Genomic DNA, 18,021 nt, shown 5'->3' with positions numbered 1-18,021 from the left:
AGGGACGTAGAGACGAGGGGAGAGGAAGATGAGCACTGAAAATTACATCGTCTTTCAAACATGATTCGCCCTGGTAGTACGCGGGATTCTTCACTGCGTTCAGAATGACAAGCCGGGGAGTTTTTGTCTCCCTGAGTACAACGAAGGAAGAAAGCCTACAGCCTACAGCCTACCGCCTAAAGCCTACAGCCAAAAAAAAGCAATAAGCCTTAGGCTATAAGCGATAAGCAAAAAAAAGCCTAGAGCTTAGAGCCTACAGCCTACAGCCTACAGCTTGAAGCTTACAGCCAAAAAAAGTCTACAGATTTTACATTTTGCTTATCATAAGTAGCAAAAAATGGATATATTTGCTTAGTACATTAAGCAGTTATGGAAGAGCTTGAAGAGAAATTTATTCGTAAAATCGAGACCATTTCGATGGATTTCATGCGTGGCACCATGCAGGAAATTAACTGGAGTGCCAGGCTTATAGGAATTCGTGGGGCTCGGGGCGTGGGGAAAACAACCCTAATGCTACAATATATAAAAAAGAACTTACCGCTAGACGGCAGCAGTCTCTATGTAAGTTTGGACAATATCTGGTTTGCCGAAAATAAGCTGACAGGCTTAACAGATGAATTTATTAAAAAAGGTGGAAAATTTCTTTTTTTAGATGAAGTTCATAAATATCCAAACTGGTCGCAGGAGCTTAAAAATATTTATGACGATTACCCCGACCTTCATATTGTTTTTACAGGATCGTCACTGCTCGAAATACTTAATGCCCGTGCCGATTTAAGTCGGCGGGCAGTAATGTATACCATGCAGGGCTTATCGTATAGGGAATATTTAAATCTTACTTTAAACCTTAATTTCCCGGTAGTTTCGTTGGAAGAAATATTGAAAGATCACGTGACTATTGCCGGGGAGGTTAACAAAACGGTTAAACCCTTGCAGCATTTTAATAATTATCTTAAAAGCGGGTATTATCCTTTTTTTGTTGAAGAAGCTTCCCTGTACCATCAAAGGTTGGAAGAAGTTATAAATCTAATCCTGGAAATAGAGTTGCCTTTATTAAGAAAAGTAGATATAGCTTATGCGGCCAGATTAAAACAATTGCTGCAAATTATTGCCCAATCTGCGCCTTTTATGCCTAATATCAGCAAATTAAGTGATCGTATCAAGATCAATCGGAATACCCTTATAAGTTACCTTTACTTTTTACAGGAGGCACACCTTACAAAAAATCTATATAAAAATGCAAAGGGCATTACCCGGCTTCAGAAACCAGATAAGGTTTACCTGGAAAACACCAATTTGCAGTTCGCTTTTGCCGCTGAAAATACCGACAAAGGAAATTTACGGGAAACTTTTTTTATCAATCAGGTAGGGAAAGCAAATGAAGTGGAATATATTGAAGAAGGGGATTTTAAGATCAATAATACCTGGGTTTTTGAAATTGGCGGGAGCGGTAAAAAAAATGAACAGATCAAACATCTCAAAAATAGTTATCGGGTGTTGGATAACCTGGAATATGGATCGGGGAACAAGATCCCTCTTTGGATGTTCGGGTTTTTGTATTAATTTCGATCTTAGGCTAAAAGCCTTAAGCTATAAGCTATATGCAAAAAAAAGGCCTACAGCCCAAAAAAGCAATAAGCCTTAAGCTATAAGCTATAAGCAAAAAAAGGCCTACAGCCTACAGCCTGAAAAAGCTATAAGCCTTAAGCTATAAGCTATAAGCGAAAAAGCCTACCGCCTAAACGCTAAAGGGAAAACAGAAAAACTTTTGTTCTTACTGTCATTCTGAACGAGCTTTTGGGCGAGGAAGAATCCCTACGGTGTGGGTGAAGTATAAAAAATAAAGAGGAGACGAAAGGAAAGTGGAACGTAGAGACGAGGGGAGAGGAAGATGAGCAGTGAAAATTATATCGTCTTTCAAACGTGATTCGCCCTGGTAGTAAGCGGGATTCTTCACTGCGTTCAGAATGACAAGCCGGGGAGTTTTTGTCTTCCTGAGTACAACGAAGGAAGAAAGCCTACAGCCTACAGCCTAAAAAAGCTATAAGCCTTAAGCTATAAGCGAAAAAAAGCCTACAGCCTACAGCCTACAGCCCACAGCCTACAGCCCACAGCCTACAGCCCACAGCCTACAGCCTAAAGCCTAAAGCCTACAGCAAAAAGCTACAGCCAAAAACTAAAAACATACTTATAACTTTTACTATATTTGTAAAAAGTTATAATCATAATGATAGAAAATAATTTAGTAATTCCAAATAATATTCATAAACGTTCTCATTATTTGGAGAAGGTTCGGTCATACATCGGGCAGAATATTATCAAGGTATTAACCGGGCAACGTCGCGTAGGCAAAAGCTATTTACTTTTTCAGATCATACAATGGGTCAAAGAAACTGATAGCACCGCAACAATTATATATATCAATAAAGAAGATCTGGCTTTTTCATTTATAAAAACTGCCGAACATTTAAATGAATATGTACTGGCTCATAAAGCGAAATCTGGAAAAACATACGTTTTTATTGATGAGATCCAGGACATTGAAAATTTTGGTGATGCCTTACGCTCCTTATTGCTTCAAACAGATCTTGACCTTTATTGTACTGGCAGCAACGCTAATTTATTGTCGGGGGACATCGCAGGGCATCTCAGTGGCAGATACATTAACTTAGAGGTTTTCAGTCTGGCTTATCCAGAGTTTATATCTTTTCATGGGCTAATCGAAAATGATGAGAGTTTAAACAAATATCTTAAATACGGTGGGCTTCCCTACCTCATACATTTGGAATTGAAAGATGAAGTGGTATTCGAATATCTGAAGAACATTTACCAGAGCATTGTTTACAGGGATATCATTAACCGCTATTCTATACGTAATGTTAATTTTCTGGAACAATTGGTCTTGTTTTTAGCGGCACATACTGGCAGCATATTTTCTGCAAAAAAGATCAGTGATTTTTTAAAGTCTCAACGCGTAAAGATGGCGCCAAACCAGGTACAGAATTATATACAGCATTTAGTAAATGCCTTTTTAGTCCATAAAGTGGGGCGTTACGATCTAGTTGGGAAGCGTATGTTCGAGATAGGTGAGAAATATTACTTTGAAAACCTGGGCATCCGCAACGGACTCTGGGGATACAGGTTAGAAGATAGGGGGAAGATCATGGAGAATGTAGTATATAACCATCTGGTTTTTAAAGGATATAAAGTACAGGTAGGAATGCTGGGGAACAAAGAAGTAGATTTTATAGCAGAAAAGGAAGGGGAGAAATTATATGTTCAGGTAGCGTTGAGTATTAATGATCCTGCTACGCTGGAACGTGAATTCGGCAATCTAAAACAAATTAAGGATAACTATCCCAAAAAGGTGGTTACTATGGAAAGCTTTTCCGGGAATACAGTTGCAGGAATCGAAACCCAGGACCTGAGAAGTTTTTTACTGAATTAGGAATAAGCTATAAGCGAAAGAAGCTACCAGCCATCAGCTATCAGCCTACAATTTAAAGAAGCTATAAGCCTTAAGCTATAAGCTATAAGCAAAAGAAAGCCTACAACCTACAACCTACAGCCTACGGCCTACAGCCTACAGCCTACGGCCTACAGCCTACAGCCAAAAAAATCTATAAGCCTTAAGCTATAAGCTATAAGCAAAAAAAGCCTACAGCCTAAAGCTTACAGCTTACAGCCTACAGCCAAAAAAAGCCTACAGCCTACAGCCTACAGCCTACGGCCTGCGGACAAAAAAAGCAATAAGCCTTAAGCTATAAGCTATAAGCAAAAAAGCCTACAGCCTAAAGCTTACAGCTTACAGCCTACAGCCTACAGCCAAAAAAAGCTATAAGCCTTAAACTATAGCCCCTTTAAGCAAAAATAAAAAAGTCTAAAGCCTTCAGCCTAAAGGCGGTGTTCGTAAAGTAAGTGCAAAATTTGCACATACTGCCCAGTTTGGAAAACTTATCAAGCAACCCGTTTTTTTGAATATAAAAAAGGAATGCAGCAATAATTTTTGTATTTTTAATTTAAATTTTTCAGCTATGGAAAAGCAGGCATTATTGGAAAAAACACTTGAAAATCTATCCCGTCTCCCCAACTGGAGGGTGAGGGAAATCTCAGATTATGTAGATTTTCTCATACAAAAAAACGAGGATAAAAATATAACTAAAGGAATAAAAGAGATTATTTCCCAATCTCAATCTTTTCAATTTTTGGAAGAGGAACAGGAATTATACAGTGATTCAGATCTAATTCAGAAATACTAGTGAAAAAAGGAGATATTATGCTAATCCCTTTTCCGTTTACTAATTTGAAAGGAACAAAACGAAGGCCAGCTGTTATTTTGTACAAAGGGGAATCAGACGTAATTGTATCTTTTATAACTTCGAAAATTGTAAGGGGAAATACACAAGATTTGTTAGTCCAGCCGGATGTGGCAAACGGACTTAAAAAACCTTCCCTGATCAAGACCCACAAAATTGCTACTTTAGAAACCGAATTAATCATAGGTAAAATAGGTGCAATAAATAAAGATCAAATCCATGAGCTTAACTTAAAACTCAAAAGAATATTGGGGCTTTAGCCTACAGTCTTTAATAGCTATAAGCCTTAAGCAACAAGTAAAAAAACCATTTAACCTACAGCCTAAAAAAGCAATAAGCCTTAAGCTATAAGCTATAAGCGAAAAAGCCTACAGCCTAAAGCTTACAGCTTACAGCCTACAGCCAAAAAAAGCCTACAGCCTAAAGCTTACAGCCTACAGCCAAAAAAAGCCTACCGCCTAAACGCTAAAGGGAAAACAGAAAAACTTTTGTTCTTACTGTCATTCTGAACGAGCTTTTGGGCGAGGAAGAATCCCTACGGTGTGGGTGAAGTATAAAAAACAAAGAGGAGACGAAAGGAAAGTGGGACGGAGAGACGAGGGGAGAGGAAGATGAGCACTGAAAATTGTATCGTCTTTCAAACATGATTCGCCCTGGTAATACGCGGGATTCTTCACTGCGTTCAGAATGACAAGCCGGGGAGTTTTTGTCTTCCTGAGTACAACGAAGGAAGAAAGCCCACAGCCTACAGCCCACAGCCTACAGCCTACAGCCCACAGCCTAAAAAAGCAATAAGCCTTAAGCTATAAGCAAAAAAAGCCTACAGCCTAAAGCTTACAGCTTACAGCCTACAGCCAAAAAAAGCCTACCGCCTAAACGCTAAAGGGAAAACAGAAAAATTTTGTTCTTACTGTCATTCTGAACGAGCTTTTGGGCGAGGAAGAATCCCTACGGTGTGGGTGAAGTATAAAAAACAAAGAGGAGACGAAAGGAAAGTGGGACGTAGAGACGAGGGGAGAGGAAGATGAGCACTGAAAATTGTATCTTCTTTCAAACATGATTCGCCCTGGTAGTAAGCGGGATTCTTCACTGCGTTCAGAATGACAAGCCGGGGAGTTTTTGTCTTCCTGAGTACAACGAAGGAAGAAAGCCTAAAGCCTAAAGCCTACATACAGCCTACAGCCGCCCCCGCTCCCCTAATTAAACCAATTCAACATTCAACATTCAACATTCAAAATTTTTTATTCAACATTCAACATTCACCATTCAAAATTTTTTATTCACCATTCACCATTCAAAATTTTTTATTCAACATTCACCATTCACCATTCAAAATTTTTATTCACCATTCAACATTCACCATTCAAAATTTTTTATTCACCATTCAACATTCACCATTCAAAATTTTTTATTCACCATTCAACATTCACCATTCAAAATTTTTTATTCACCATTCACCATTCACCATTCAACATTTTTTATTCTCAAATCCCCAATTAACCAATTAACCATTTCCCCAATTAACCAATTCAACATTCCCCAATTAACCAAATTCCTGAAAGTTAATATTTTAACGTATAGAATTACGGTTTCCCGTAAAAATATCGCAAGCACAAGGTGTTAACAAATAAATCAGAGTAATTTAACATAGAAGTTTTGTTAAACAAATGTGAAACAATATCTTTGCCGGCTCAATGAAAGAAAATGGAAATTTCTGAAATTGGGATTGCTCCTCCGGGTTCCTGCAAATGGGACTCAGAGCGGCGAAGCCATGAAAAGCCCGGCCCCCCAACCCCCGAAGGGGGAACTCTTACTGTTGTGGCTCACTCGGTTTAATTTAACTTTTGAACCTTGAACCTTGAACTTTTGAAACTTTAAACTTATTTGGCCCCCAAAGGGGGAGTGAATCCCCCCAGCCCCCGAAGGGAACTCTTACTGTTGTGGCTCACTCGGTTTAATTTAACTTTTGAACCTTGAACTTTTGAAACTTTAAACTTATTTGGCCCCCAAAGGGGGGGTAAATCCCCCCAGCCCCCGAAGGGGGAGTGAAAATGTGAATGCTTTAAAAAATTACAACTAACAATTAGCCACAAACAATAAACCCCCAGCCCCCTACAGCTGCCTAACCTAATTTATGCCCCCTTTACTTCACATTGGCTCCAATAACGGAGCGCATAGTTCCTAAATTACTGACATCTAGGAGTCTGAAATTCAAATTTTGGATAGCTGGAGCTATGGTTTTTAGTGAAAAATTAAAATGGGAATAGAATGACAGAATGGAATCCGGAAATTATGAGCAGACAAATGAATAAAATCAAACACGTGATTCTCACCGGCGGAGTAGGAAGCAGACTCTGGCCTTTATCCAGACAGTCCCGCCCAAAGCAATATTTGAATATATTTTCCGAAAATAAAAGCCTTTTTGAACTTGCTGTAGAAAGAAACGCAGCATTTGTTGATGAATTGATCGTAGTTGGTAACCAGGGAAACAGGCAGCTATCTGAAGCCAGCCTTCAAAAACTAGGAATCACCGAATATATAGATATCGTGGAAGCCACGCCGCGAAACACCGCCCCTGCTATTGCGTTTGCCGCGTTTGCTGCACAACCCGATGATATTTTATTAGTCACTCCGGCCGACCATATAATCCAGGAAGGTCCTGAATATTCCATCGCCGTTCAAAAAGCAATTGCCCTGGCGGGAGAGGATAACATCGTGACCTTTGGAATTCAACCCACGAGACCGGAGACCGGTTACGGCTACATAGAATATCTGGCAGAAAATGTGCTTTCATTTAGGGAAAAACCCGACACTGCCACAGCTCTGGAGTTTCTTAAAAACGGAAACTTTTTGTGGAACAGCGGCATGTTCTGTTTTAAAGCAGGTGTTTTTCTTCGGGAATTAGAGAAGCATACCCCTCAGGTTTATACTAAAAGCTTATCTGCTTTTGAATGCGCCGGGGATTATAAGCTTGACACTTTATCATCCCTGGAGATCCCTTCAATAAGCGTAGACTATGCGGTAATGGAAAAAAGCGACAAGATCAAGGTGGTGCCCTCGTCTTTTGAATGGAGTGATATGGGAAGTTTTGAGGCGGTATATGATTACCTTAAAGAAATGGGTCACCCGGTAGATGAATCTGGTAATATGCAGATAGGCTCAGGTAAACACGTCGCATTCGTTGGTCTTCAAGACTGTATCCTGGTTTCCACAGAGGATGCTTTTTTAGTGGTGTCTAAAGGAGCATCGCAAGATGTAAAGGAACTTTACCAGAAACTCGAAAAAAATAACATACAATTAATTCAATAGCTATAGGCTGTAAGCGCAAAAATGCTATAAGCCTCATGAAAAAAAGCCTAAAGCCTAAAGCCTAAAGCCTACAGCAAAAGAATCGAAATCTAATAACATGGAACACGATATAAGGCCCTGGGGGCAATACTGGGTACTGGAAGACACAGATACTCATAAAGTAAAAAGAATAGAGGTAAATCCCGGAGGGCGTTTGTCCTATCAATACCATCACAAAAGGGCTGAAGCCTGGACAATGGTAGAAGGAATTGGACGAATTACTTTAGATGGCGTTGTGAAAGATTATCACGCTGGCGAAACAGCCATCATTCCTCTTGGTTCTAAACACCGAATTGAAAACCCAACCTCAGAAAAACTCGTCTTCATAGAAGTGCAGCACGGGACTTACTTCGGGGAAGATGATATAGTAAGAATTGAAGACGATTATAATAGAAAATAACATGAAAAAAGTAGCATTAATCACTGGGGTTACCGGGCAGGATGGAGCATATTTGAGTGAGTTCCTTTTAAAAAAGAACTATATAGTTCATGGTTTAAAACGAAGATCATCGATGTTCAATACAGACAGGATCGATCATTTATACCAGGACCCACATGAAGAAAACCAGCGTTTTATTCTTCATTACGGGGATATGACAGATAGTACCAATCTTATCCGACTTATCAAAGAAATTCAACCAGATGAGATCTACAATCTGGCAGCAATGAGCCATGTGCATGTGTCTTTCGAAATTCCGGAATATACCGGAAATGCAGATGGATTGGGTACTCTTAGAATTTTAGATGCTGTAAGACTACTTGGACTTGAAAAAACGACAAGGATCTACCAGGCTTCCACATCAGAATTGTATGGGAAAGTGCAGGAAGTACCGCAATCGGAAACTACTCCGTTTTACCCAAGAAGTCCATATGCAGTTGCAAAAATGTATGCATACTGGATCACGGTGAATTACCGTGAAGCTTACGGAATGTATGCTTGCAACGGTATTTTGTTTAACCACGAGTCCCCCCTGCGTGGAGAGACATTCGTAACCCGAAAAATTACCCGGGCTACCTCCAGAATTGCATTAGGATTACAGGATAAGTTCTATTTAGGAAATCTGGATGCACAAAGGGACTGGGGACATGCTAAGGATTACGTGAGAATGATGTGGATGATCCTTCAGGCTGAAGAAGCTGAAGATTGGGTGATCGCCACCGGAAAAACCACTTCTGTAAGGGATTTTGTAAGAATGGCTTTTGCTGAAGTAGGGATCGAACTGGAATTTATGGGAACCGGGGTAGATGAAAAGGTTTATGTAAAGTCTTGCAGCAATCCTGAATTTCAACTGGAAGAAGGAAAAGAAGTGCTGGCGGTAGATCCGAAATATTTCCGGCCTACTGAAGTTGATCTTTTAATAGGGGATGCTTCTAAGGCAAACACCAAACTTGGTTGGACTCCGGAATATAATTTAAAAGATTTGGTTAAAGAAATGATGACTAGTGATGTGCAGCTGATGCAAAAGGAGCAGCATTTAAAAGTAGGTGGGTATCAGGTCTTAAATTACTTCGAATAAAAAGTTTAAACACAGAGGACACGGAGGAATACACAGAGTTGCACAGAGAAAGATTAACCCTCAGTGTAACTCAGTGCCAAACTCAGTAAACTCTTTGGTTAAAAATTATTTCAAATAAAAATTTAAACACAGAGGACACGGAGGAATACACAGAGTTGCACAGAGAAAGATTAACCCTCAGTGTAACTCTGTGCCAAACTCAGTGAACTCAGTGGTTAAAAATTACTTCGAATAAAAAGTTTAAACACAGAGGACACGGAGGAATACACAGAGTTTCAAGGAGAAAGATCAAAACTCAGTGCAACTCTGTGCCATACTCCTTAAAACTCTGTGGTTAAAATCTGCAGGCGACTAAAGATAAATTCAGAATGGAACTAAATAAAATAACGGAACAGATTCTAAAGTGTGCTTTTAAAGTGCATACTGAACTTGGGCCCGGACTTTTAGAAAGTGCTTATGAGGAATGTCTTAATTACGAAATAAAACAGGCAGGACTTTTAGTAGAAAAGCAAAAGGCACTTCCGCTGGTTTATCACGATGTTAAGCTGGATGCCGGATACAGAATCGACCTGCTTGTGGAAAATTCAGTTGTAGTGGAAATTAAATCTGTTGAAGCTCTTACAGATGTACACACAGCACAGGTTTTAACATATTTGAAACTTTCCGGTTGTAAAATTGGCCTCCTTCTAAATTTCAACGTTGCATCCTTAAAAAACGGAATTAAACGCTTAATAAAGTAAGAACAGAAAAACTCAGTGCACCTCAGTGCCAAACTCAGTAAACTCTGTGGTTAAAAATTATTTCAAAAAAAAATTTAAACACAGAGGATTTAGAGGAATACACAGAGTTTCACGGAGAAAGATTAAACCTCAGTGCAACTCTGTGCCGAACTCATTGAACTTTGGTCTACACTCAGAGAAACTCTGTGCCGAACTCAGTGAACTCTGTGGTTAAAAAAATTAGAACATGAATAAAAATTTAAACACAGAGGACTCAGAGGAATAGCACAGAGTTGCACAGAGAACTCCTGGAAACTCAGAGAAACTCTGTGCCGAACTCAGTGAACACTGTGGTTAAAAAAAATTAGAACATGAATAAAAATACTAGAATATACATTGCAGGGCATAGAGGAATGGTGGGTTCTGCTATCAGAAGAGCTTTAACAGCTAAAGGCTATACAAACCTTATAGGCAGAACATCATCAGAGCTGGACTTAAGGGATCAGTCGGCAGTTAAAGATTTCTTTAAAACTGAAAAACCAGAAGTAGTCATAAACGCCGCTGCCCGTGTAGGAGGAATACTGGCCAATAATGATTATCCATACCAATTCCTGATGGAAAATCTACAAATTCAGAATAACCTGATAGACACTGCGCATAAAGCTGAGGTGGAAAAATTCATCTTTTTGGGAAGCTCATGTATTTATCCAAAGCTTGCCCCGCAACCTTTAAAGGAAGAATATTTATTGACAGATAGCCTGGAACCTACCAATGAATGGTATGCCATTGCTAAGATAGCAGGAGTCAAAGCCTGTGAAGCTATAAGAAAGCAGTTTGGGAAAGACTTCGTGTCCCTTATGCCCACCAACCTGTATGGCAGCCGTGATAATTTCGATTTAGAAACTTCTCACGTTTTACCGGCGATGATAAGAAAGTTTCAAGATGCAAAAGTAAATGGAAATGTGCCTGTGGAACTATGGGGTTCTGGAACACCAATGCGTGAATTTTTACATGTAGATGATATGGCAGATGCAGTGGTATTTGCCTTAGAAAATAAATTACCGGAACACTTATATAATATTGGGACCGGTAAGGATCTAACTATAAAAGAACTGGCAGAAACCATACAGGAGATTACCGGTCACAATGGTGAAATTATTTGGGACAATTCCAAACCCGATGGTACTCCCCGAAAACTGATGGACGTAAGTAAAATGAAAAGTGCAGGCTGGCAGGCTACAACTAATTTAGAAGACGGAATTCAAAAAACCTATAAATGGTTCCTTCAGAATAGCGAAAATTATAAGCAGGTAAAACTGTAATAATAGCAACAGAAATTAATTTAGCGCTCTCAAGTAGTTCTCATAAAATTTGTTGAGAGTATAAAATACGAACCAAAAAACTATAAAAATTGAAAGAAAAAAAAGAACAAATAAAAAAATTGCTGATAAATGAAACTCAAGAAGATCAGCAAAGAGTGCTTTTGGAAACTGCTGCTGAATGCGGAACGGAGGAATGGAGAGAATCGGTGATAGATTTAATGAAGAGAATGAAGTTAATAAAATAGTTTTTTTTAGAAAACAGCATTGTTTTCCTCAAAGAACATTAATCTTAAAATTGATTTATACAGTAGTGCTTTTATCCACGAAAAACCAGATAGGATAAATGGATTTTATTATAATCTAAACAGCGAATGCGGCAAAGTATAGAAAATAGATAAAACGAAAGCATCTATTTGGTTGCGAGCGAAGCTTGAGAAAAGTAATTCCGAAAAATCTAATTCTAATTTCAAAAAATACAGATTAATCTAAGATTTCTATACAATTCTTTATTCCGTTTAATCTTGTATAATTATTTATGAACCAAATACCAAGTAGAAAAAACTCTGTTAAGTGGAACCTAATCCTTCAATACATATCTCTTGGATTAGGTATAATTAAAGGGTTTTTAATTGTTCCCATTTATCTTTCGTTTATTGATATGGAATTATATGGATATTGGCTGGCAACTGGTAGTATTTTGGTATGGATAAATATTATTGACCCAGGTGCAGGAACAGTATTACAACAAAAAGTAGCTTATGAATATGGTAATCAAAATAATTCTAATTTAAATAAACTTGCTGGGTCTGGAATAATTATAGGGGCACTAATATGTGGGATAGCATTGATATGTAGCTTTATCTTTTCTTTTTTCATACCTACCCTTTTGGGCTTTGAAAATTTTGGAGAGCAAGAAGTTTTAATTAATTCCTTTAATATTGCCGCTATAGGAGCTTGTTTTAGTCTTGTAACATCTGTTGTCAGGGGTGTAAACTACGGTATGCAAAACACTAAAGTGCCCGGTATTATAGAAATTGCAGCTTCTTTTATAGGAATTGTTGTCAATATCATTTTGCTTTATTTGGGTTATGGACTGTATGCTATAGCAACAATGTTATTAATTAATGGAATTTTGACTTGCTTTGGAAATTTAATTTACCTACAAATATCAGCCAAAAGACAGCTATTAGAAATAAAGTATAACCTATCCGAAACCTTACCACTTTTTAAAGAATTTACATATACTTTCTTTTCAAGATTAGTAAACACTCTTTCCAGTAACTTCGATTTAATTATAATCTCCCGATTCATCGGTGCTGAAATGATTACTGTTGTTGAGATGACACGGCGACCATTTAAAATGGTTGAAAGTATTGTTTACAAACCTGCAGTGGCATTATCCCCGGCCATTTCCCATTTGCATGGACAAAACACCCCAGCTAAAATGAACAATTTATTGTTCAAATTTTTCCATTTTCTGATTTGGGCATATTGTTTCATCATTGCTGGATTTATTCTTTTCAACGAATCTTTAATTAGTTTATGGTTGTCAGAAAAAATGTTTGCAGGTATATTATTGAGCTTATTAATTTGTGTTGGTCTGGCTCTCAAAGGGTTTTTCTCAAGTATCGGCAATCTTAATTTCGCACTTGGAGATATAAAAGGAAGTAGTAAAATAATAATTGCTCAAAATTTACTCTATGTATTTTTTGTAATTGTTTTAGGTTATTTCTTTGGAATCGTAGGTATTCTTGCAGCACTTATTCCCTCTGTTTTATTGACGTCTGGATGGTATTACTTAAAAGGCTTAAGAAAAAGAGAGGTGTTTACAAATGAAAATATTACTTATATAATCAAGAATATGGTTTTAGCCGCAGTTACTTGTTTGATTTGCTTTATTATTCAACCTTATATAAATATTACAAACTGGTTTAATTTGATTATAGCTGCATCAATTTTTGCATCAATTTTTTTGGCTCTGTTTTGTCTTTTTTCAAAGATGTTTAGAAATATTATGAAAGTAACGTTAGAAAAAATAAACTTTAAAAGTGAATTTTCATGAATGTATTATTTCTTTCACAAGGAAAAAAAATAAATGATCATCCTGGATGGCATGATGCTCTATTAAAACTGCAGAAGGAAGGAGAGATAACAAACTTTCTTAATATTCCTTATTTCGGTTATGCCGAGAAATATGGTTGGGGTGCTTTTTACATCAAAGTAGTTCAACTTTGTAAAGAAGAGGGATATGACATTGTTTATTTTCATCATTTCCATTCAAAAATAATACCGTCGCCAAAAAAATGTTTAATACAATTGAAAAAATTAAATCAATCCCCCGTAATTATTACAAGTTGTGGGGACGGTTTTTCTGACAACTGGATGCTGCCAGACTATCCTAATGCTTTTAAAGAAGCATCTAGTATAGCAGATATTTCCTTTAGTACCCAAATGGGTAGAGCAGCAGATAAGATGGTTAATTGGGGTGCTAATAACATTGTTTTTTCACCTTTGGGGATGTGTCAAGTTAGGTTCAAAGCATACTCTCAAGTAAAAAATCTTAAAAAAGAATTTGATTTTGTATTAGTAGGTAGCAAGAATGCTAATAAATTTATTAATCCAATATCAAAATATTGGTGGGCTTCAAAAAAACGACTAAAACTAATAAAAGATATGAATAGTCATTTCAATAGTAAGTTTGGATTATTTGGTAATGGCTGGGATACAAAATACTCAAATGGACCAATACCTTTTGAAATGCAGCAAAAAATTTATCAAAAAGGAAAATTCGCAATAGATGCTCCACCTTATTCATTTTCTGATTATTATACTTCTAACAGGCATTTGTTTCAAATAGCGAGTGGTGTACCAACAATTATGTTTGAAACCCCAAGAATTAAAAAGCTTTTTAAAGAAAATGAACATTGTTATTTTATATCTCAAAATGATAGTTTGTTGAATAAAGCTGAAGAATTACTTAAAATAAATTATGATGAATTAATTTACAAAGCTCAAGAAGCGGCTAAATATATTGAGGAAAATCACACGCAATATCATCGTATGAAATTCAAAATTGATACTGTTAAAAGATATATAGCTAATAATAATAATTTGGATGTACAGTTTCCTTTCTTCTTACCTGAGGTTAATTTAAAGGAAGAAATCAAGTATGCAACAAGAGTTTCAAAAATATAATTTATAATGAGAATAGGCATTGCAGGGCCAATAAAGGTTAGTCCTTTAAAACATCATTTGGTGAACCTAACAAATTATGATGAAAATCTTGGTTTGGGAGGCACTGCTATTAATGAAATTATCGATGGTTTTATTAAAGAAGGCCACCATGTCACTGTTTTCACTCTTGATCCCAGCGTAACTAAAAAGTATGTGATAGAGGGAACTAACATCAAAATAATTTTTGGGAATTTTAGAATTAACTCAAAAATTAAATATATCGATTTTTGTCAAAAGGAATTTAGACAGATAAGAAATTTTATTCTGGAAGAAAAAAATAATATAGATATTGTTAATGCACATTGGAGTTATGAATTTGCAATAGGAACGATTTTAGCTAAAACACCTCATCTAATAACATTTAGAGATTATGCCCCTAAAGTTTTAAAGTTTCAGAAACATATATATAGATTTTTTCGGTTAATTATGGATATTTGGGTTAGAAAAAATGGTAAAAACTTTAGTTTTAATTCCAATTATCTAAAAAATGTAATTAATGTTAACGGTGTTGTGATACCAAATTCTTTTAAAGAAGAAAATATTAAAGAGCATAAAATTTCTCCGGTTATTAAGAAGAAAATAAAGATCTGTTATATATCTAATGGTTGGGGCAAATTAAAAAATCCTGTAGCAGCATTAGAAGCGTTTTGCATTTTGCGAAAACAAATCAATAATATTGAGCTTCATCTTTTTGGTAAAGGTTATGAACCTAAAGGAGTGAACTTTGAAAATATGGAAAGAGAGGGTTTAAATAAACACGTTTTTTATAGAGGTACATTTTCTCATGATGAATTAATGAAAGAATTAGCAAGATCAGATCTATTATTGCATACCTCAAAAGAAGAAAGTTTCGGAAATATTTTGATAGAAGCAATGGCCAATGGAGTTCCTGTTATTGCAGGTGAAAATTCTGGAGCAGTACCCTGGGTTTTAGATTATGGAAAAGCTGGCTGTCTTGTAGATATTGATAACCCTCAAGAAATAGCAGACAAATTGGAATTATTAATAACAAATAAAAAAAAATACGAGGAATATAGTATCAATGGGATAAATAATTTAAAAAACCGATTTACTCAGAAAATAGTATGTCAGAAATATATTAATGAGTATATAAGAATTGTAAATGAAAGTAGTACATATATTTAATGAAATAAATTTTTCTGGGGCGGAAACTATGTATGCTAATGCAGCTCATTTATTTCAAAAGGAAAATATAGATTTAATAGCAATTAGTACAGGTGAAAATAGGGGGAACTATGTTAATATATTTGAAGAAAAAGGTTTTAAACTATATCATAAACCAATAACTCAATTTTTAAAGAATATTCTTTTTTTTATAAAATATTTTAGAAATTTTTATTCTTTTTTACGGATAAAAAAAGTTGATGTTTTACATATACATAGAGCACAATATTATTGGTTTTTTGCCCTTTGTGGTTATTTTGCGAGAGTGCAGGTTATAAGAACTGTACATAGTACGTTTAACACTAAAGGTCTTGTTTATATTAGGTCATTCATAGGCAGGGTTACAGCGAGAAAAATATTAAAAATAAAGTTTCAAAGTATAAGTAAAAGTGTTGAGGAAAATGAATTGGTTTATTATAAAAACCCAACAATTCGAATTAATAATTGGTATGATACAAATCGTTTTTATCAAGCTAAAAATTCGAATGAAAGAAATGAGATTCGAAAAAAGATTGGGTTAAGGGAGGATACATTTGTAATAGTTACGACTGGAAGTTGCAATCAAGTAAAACAACATTCTGAAATTATAAAGGCACTTTCAATTGTAAACAAGGAATTTGATTGTTTTTTTTACATATTGGTTCGGGCAGCTTAGAAAAAGTAGAGAAAGAGCTGGCTAAGAGTTTAGGAATTGAAGAAAAAATATATTTCCTAGGTGTTCAAAAAGAAATTCGAGATTTTTTAATAGCATCTGATTTATTTGTCATGACCTCTAAATATGAAGGCCTTGGGATTGCAGCAGTAGAGGCTATGGCATGTAAGCTTCCTATAATTTTATACGATGTTTCGGGTTTAAGAGATTTAATTTCAAACGATGATAATGGGTATTTAATTGAGCCTGATTTCAAAGCTTTATCCGATAAGATTATTGAATCGTCAAATAATTTTGAAAAAATGAAAATTAAAGGAGAAAACGGACTCAAATTTTGCTTAAAAAACTATTCAATGAATGAAAATGTAAATAAAATAATCAATCTATATAAGAATTAAATGGTTATAACCGATTCTTTAATATTAGTATTATTAATTACATTAATTGGAATCCTTTTACCAGTATTTAAAACTTTTATAAAAAGAAAGAAAAGTTCAGCAAAAGATATAACATATTATATTATTCATACGCTACTTTTTTATCCAATACCAGGATTGTTATTAGAATCTCGACAAATGATACCAATAGGAGGTCAGTCTACTGATGATATGGTAAATCAACTTGAAACAGGGTTGTCCTCACAAATTATTGCAATTAATTATGGTATTTTATTATATCTCACAGCTTTAAATCTTTGGTTGTTTCTTAAACGCGGCAATATTTTCAACTGGCATTTAGTACTGCGAGATAAATGGTTCTACCTCATTATCATATTGAACATTGGCTTATTAAGTTTATCCATAAATTTAAGTGATTTGATGTATCTTTTTTTATTTAGTATTTTCCTGTTGTTTGGCAAGTTTGAAAATTCCCACATTAAGAAAATAATTAATACTATTCTACTTTTGTACTTTTATTCATCATTCGCATTGATTTTCTTAAAACCAGAAGCTACTATATTTCAAGATGGTGCCTGGTCCGGCATTTTCACGAATCCCAATGGTATTGTAATAGTGGCAAATTTTACTTTGATTCTTATCTTACTGGCTCCTTATTTTAATTTAAAAAGAACCAAGTGGCAATACTTTAACCTCACATTTTTGTTTTCTATGGTTTTAATGAGCGGTTCGAGAAATGCATTGCTTACTTTTTTATCTATTATAGCACTTTATTTAATTTTTATCTATAAACTAAAGCTACTTAAATCTATAGCCATTTTTCTTGCTATTCCAATTTTATATTATGCACTTGTTTCTCTTAAAAATATCGATTTGATATCCTTAACTTCAAATCGGATTTTAATATGGGAATATGCTTTTGATAGCTTATCGAAAAATTTCCCCTTAGGCTTGGGTGCAGATTTTTTCAGTTTAGAAAATCGGATGAAAAATTTTCCATCTCATTTATTTTTTGCAACCTCATCATATTCTTCATTCATTGATTACATCGTATTTTATGGAGCTTTTGGTGTAATCGTTATAACTGGTTTTATGATTTCAATTTTTAGAAAAACAAAAAGAATACACTCACTATTTATTATGTTTTTTCTCCTGTTCTTGATTCCAAATTTATTCGAATCCTATTTCCGGCCACCTATCTTGAATATTAATAATGCTGTTTTTCTGGTAGCTGTATTTATTATTAATAGCAGTAGGAACTATTTCTTTTTCAAACAAGATTCTTTAATAGTAGAATATCCATTTTCTGATAAAAAAAACCTTTCATAAT

At 35.5% G+C, this 18,021-nt stretch carries 16 protein-coding genes; all 16 read left to right on the top strand.

Translation table 11 applies throughout. The features are described from left to right. Positions 1-369: 369 nt before the first annotated feature. Positions 370-1,563, top strand: a complete 1,194-nt coding sequence (locus GILLI_RS08510; protein ID WP_006988691.1) for an ATP-binding protein — start codon at positions 370-372, stop codon at positions 1,561-1,563. A gap of 664 nt (positions 1,564-2,227) precedes the next feature. Continuing rightward, on the top strand, positions 2,228-3,448 hold the full coding sequence (locus tag GILLI_RS08505; protein WP_006988690.1) for an ATP-binding protein: 1,221 nt from the start codon (positions 2,228-2,230) through the stop codon (positions 3,446-3,448). Positions 3,449-4,034: 586 nt separating this feature from the next. After that, on the top strand, positions 4,035-4,259 hold the full coding sequence (locus GILLI_RS08500; RefSeq protein WP_006988689.1) for a hypothetical protein: 225 nt from the start codon (positions 4,035-4,037) through the stop codon (positions 4,257-4,259). After that, positions 4,259-4,576, top strand: a complete 318-nt coding sequence (locus tag GILLI_RS08495) for a type II toxin-antitoxin system PemK/MazF family toxin (RefSeq protein ID WP_006988688.1) — start codon at positions 4,259-4,261, stop codon at positions 4,574-4,576. Before GILLI_RS08500 ends, GILLI_RS08495 begins: the two co-directional genes overlap by 1 nt. A gap of 2,008 nt (positions 4,577-6,584) precedes the next feature. After that, on the top strand, positions 6,585-7,625 hold the full coding sequence (locus GILLI_RS08490; RefSeq protein WP_006988687.1) for a mannose-1-phosphate guanylyltransferase: 1,041 nt from the start codon (positions 6,585-6,587) through the stop codon (positions 7,623-7,625). Between the two features lie 97 nt (positions 7,626-7,722). Continuing rightward, positions 7,723-8,064: a phosphomannose isomerase type II C-terminal cupin domain gene (locus GILLI_RS19050; RefSeq protein ID WP_006988686.1), complete on the top strand. Its 342-nt coding sequence runs from the start codon at positions 7,723-7,725 to the stop codon at positions 8,062-8,064. Between the two features lies 1 nt (position 8,065). Beyond that, the gene (gmd, locus tag GILLI_RS08480; RefSeq protein WP_006988685.1) at positions 8,066-9,181 is read left to right on the top strand and encodes a GDP-mannose 4,6-dehydratase; all 1,116 of its coding nucleotides are present in this window, start codon (positions 8,066-8,068) and stop codon (positions 9,179-9,181) included. 368 nt (positions 9,182-9,549) lie between these two features. Further along, positions 9,550-9,921: a GxxExxY protein gene (locus tag GILLI_RS08475; RefSeq protein ID WP_006988684.1), complete on the top strand. Its 372-nt coding sequence runs from the start codon at positions 9,550-9,552 to the stop codon at positions 9,919-9,921. 350 nt (positions 9,922-10,271) lie between these two features. Then, entirely contained in the window at positions 10,272-11,222 is a 951-nt protein-coding gene (locus tag GILLI_RS08470; RefSeq protein WP_006988683.1) for a GDP-L-fucose synthase family protein, read from the top strand. A gap of 89 nt (positions 11,223-11,311) precedes the next feature. Further along, on the top strand, positions 11,312-11,467 hold the full coding sequence (locus tag GILLI_RS18380; RefSeq protein WP_006988682.1) for a hypothetical protein: 156 nt from the start codon (positions 11,312-11,314) through the stop codon (positions 11,465-11,467). Between the two features lie 290 nt (positions 11,468-11,757). Then, complete coding sequence (locus GILLI_RS08465) at positions 11,758-13,284, top strand: lipopolysaccharide biosynthesis protein (RefSeq protein ID WP_006988681.1); 1,527 nt, start codon at positions 11,758-11,760, stop codon at positions 13,282-13,284. Continuing rightward, complete coding sequence (locus GILLI_RS08460) at positions 13,281-14,417, top strand: glycosyltransferase family protein (protein WP_006988680.1); 1,137 nt, start codon at positions 13,281-13,283, stop codon at positions 14,415-14,417. The genes GILLI_RS08465 and GILLI_RS08460 overlap by 4 nt, the downstream gene beginning before the upstream one ends. 6 nt (positions 14,418-14,423) lie before the next feature. Further along, positions 14,424-15,602: a glycosyltransferase family 4 protein gene (locus tag GILLI_RS08455; protein ID WP_006988679.1), complete on the top strand. Its 1,179-nt coding sequence runs from the start codon at positions 14,424-14,426 to the stop codon at positions 15,600-15,602. Then, positions 15,580-16,296 carry a glycosyltransferase gene (locus GILLI_RS08450; protein ID WP_050855602.1) on the top strand — a complete coding sequence of 239 codons (717 nt, stop codon included), beginning with the start codon at positions 15,580-15,582 and terminating at the stop codon, positions 16,294-16,296. Before GILLI_RS08455 ends, GILLI_RS08450 begins: the two co-directional genes overlap by 23 nt. Next, entirely contained in the window at positions 16,263-16,691 is a 429-nt protein-coding gene (locus tag GILLI_RS17710) for a glycosyltransferase family 4 protein (protein WP_050855601.1), read from the top strand. Before GILLI_RS08450 ends, GILLI_RS17710 begins: the two co-directional genes overlap by 34 nt. Beyond that, positions 16,692-18,020 carry an O-antigen ligase family protein gene (locus tag GILLI_RS08445; protein ID WP_006988677.1) on the top strand — a complete coding sequence of 443 codons (1,329 nt, stop codon included), beginning with the start codon at positions 16,692-16,694 and terminating at the stop codon, positions 18,018-18,020. Position 18,021: the final 1 nt, after the last annotated feature.

Source organism: Gillisia limnaea DSM 15749 (assembly GCF_000243235.1).
GTDB classification, from domain to species: domain Bacteria; phylum Bacteroidota; class Bacteroidia; order Flavobacteriales; family Flavobacteriaceae; genus Gillisia; species Gillisia limnaea.
This window is presented reverse-complemented; position numbering and strand designations above follow the sequence as displayed.